The organism is Embleya sp. NPDC025285 (genome assembly GCF_055558835.1).
On the sequence record NZ_JBVHLU010000265.1, the window covers coordinates 1 to 2207 of the forward strand.

The window sequence follows — 2207 nt, forward strand, 5'->3', positions numbered from 1 at the left end:
GTCCTGCCAGACCTCGGTGATCGGTGTCGCGGTCGCGGCCTGGCCCGAGCGCCGGGTGCCGTACATGTCCTCGAACGTGCGCAGCAGGCTGTAGTGGTCCTTGCGGCCCGCGTACTGGCCGGGCTTGACGTGCGCCCCGTACAGGACGGTCGCGATCCGGTTCTCGCTGCGGAAGTTGTCCTCGTCCCAGGTGACCACGAGCAGGCTGTTGTGGGTCTTGGCCCACTCCGCGTAGCCGCTGAGCTTGTTCCGGGTCCAGGTGTCACCCGTGGAGATCCCGCAGGCCGGGTTGAACAGGCGATCGTGCATGTCGTTGCACTGGTTCGGCACGACGTAGGAGATCGTGGGCAGGGTGTTGTAGTCGGTGGGGAAGGCGCTGGCCGGATACGTGGTGGCGGCGGGCACGTTCGCGAACGACAACCACGGATTGTGCTTGCGCGCGTACGAACCACTCGTGCAGGCGCCCGGGTTGGCCGCCGACCAGTCCTCGTTGTAGCTGCCCCACGTGGCGCCCACGTCGATCAGTTGCCTGGCGAGGTTGTCCGCGGTGTACGGCGAGCCGGGCGGCGGACACTCGTCGCCGGTGACGCCCTGCGTGGAACCGGAGAACATCGCCATGTAGTTGGGCTGGCTGGGATGCGTCTCGCCGTGGAAATCGGTGAACGAAGCGCCGCCGGCGGCGAGCTGGTTGATGTACGGGGCCTGCGAATTGCCGATGATCTCCTCGTAGTTGGCGTTCTCGTGCACGACCACCACCGCGTGGTCGTAGCGCGGGATGGCGGCGGCGGCCTGCGCCTTCGGGCGGTCGGGAGCGCCGGCCGAGGCGGGGGCGGTCACGGCGGTGATCGCGCCGAGCGCGACCGCGACGGACAACGCGACGAATGTGGCCGATCGGGGCTTGCCCCGGGCCCTCGACCGGGACCCGGATCCGGAGTCGAACATGACCTGGCGCCTCCTTGGGCGTGGACGAAGCGGAATCGCAGCGTGGAATCGGCACCCCGAGGAAGCAACGCCCTTCGCGGGCACCGAGAATGGGTTCACCCCGGCCCGGGGCCGCACGTCCCGCGGTCGACTTCCGTGCCTGGACTGGCCGGGAGAGGGCGGCGTTCCGCCCGCAAGGCCGGATGATCGCGGTCGCACGCCGACCCAGCGCTCATGTACCGATGCCCAAGCGGTGCGGTGCCGGCGCACCCATGTCGGTGCGTCATGAATGCATGCCCGACCGGTATTGGACGCGGGTGAGATCGGCCTCATCTCCTGGAAACATGAATCGACCACGTCCCCAGGCAAGGTCGCACAGTCGTCCACCGATCGGCGGGCACGGACGGCTCGACCGCCTCCGTGCCCTCCGTGCCACCCATGCGACCCGCACCGTCCGTACCGCTTGCGTCGCGGCCCTGGCCACCGCCTTGGCCACGCTCACCGGCGCCACCCCCGCGCACGCCGTCGAGCCACCCCGGGTGCAGTGCAACCTGGCCGACGCGCGGATCGGCGAGTCCAGTGGTCTGGCGCCCAGTTCCCGGCACCCGGGCATCGCCTACACGCTCAACGACAGCGGGAACACCTCCGACGTGTTCGCGATCGACACGAGCACCTGCCGCACCGTCGCGGTGTTGCGCGTGTCGGGAGTGACCAACACCGACTGGGAGGCCATCGCGGTCGGCAAGGACGACGCGGGTGCCCCGGCGATCTTCGTGGCCGACATCGGCAACAACTTCGGCACGCGCGCCCAGGTCACGCTGTACCGCATCGCCGAGCCCGCGACGCTCGCCGATGCCGGCGTGCCCGCGACGAGCTTCCCGTTGCGGTTCGCCGACGGGCAACACGACGCCGAGACCGCGATGATCGATCCGCGCGACAACCGGCTGTACGTGGCGAGCAAGCTCTTCGGCGCGCCCGGTTCGCTCTACTCGGCGCCGCTGCGGTTGCGCACCGACCAGGTCAACGACCTGACCGCGGTGGGGCCCGCTCCGGACACCGCGACCGACGGCGCGTTCGCGCCGGACGGGCGCTCGTTCGCGATCCGCAACTATTCGGACGTCACCGTCTATTCGGCGCCCGGGCAACAACTCGCCAAGTTCGCGTCGCCGAGCACGACGCAGGGCGAGTCGCTGATGTACGCGCCCGACGGCAGGTCGTTGTACGTCGGTTCCGAGGGCGCCAACAGCCCGCTGTGGATGGTCCCGTTGCCACCCGAGGCGATCCCG

2 protein-coding genes are annotated in these 2207 nt (G+C 69.8%); one reads left to right on the plus strand and one right to left on the minus strand.

Annotated elements, in window-relative coordinates; all coding sequences use genetic code 11:
• Positions 1-942, minus strand: a 942-nt coding sequence (locus ACZ4FV_RS52075; RefSeq protein ID WP_465328478.1) for an alkaline phosphatase family protein, incomplete at its 3' end; no start/stop codon positions are given.
• A 323-nt stretch (positions 943-1265) separates the two neighbouring features.
• Here ACZ4FV_RS52075 and ACZ4FV_RS52080 point away from each other — a divergent pair.
• Positions 1266-2207, plus strand: a 942-nt coding sequence (locus tag ACZ4FV_RS52080; RefSeq protein WP_465328480.1) for a hypothetical protein, incomplete at its 3' end; no start/stop codon positions are given.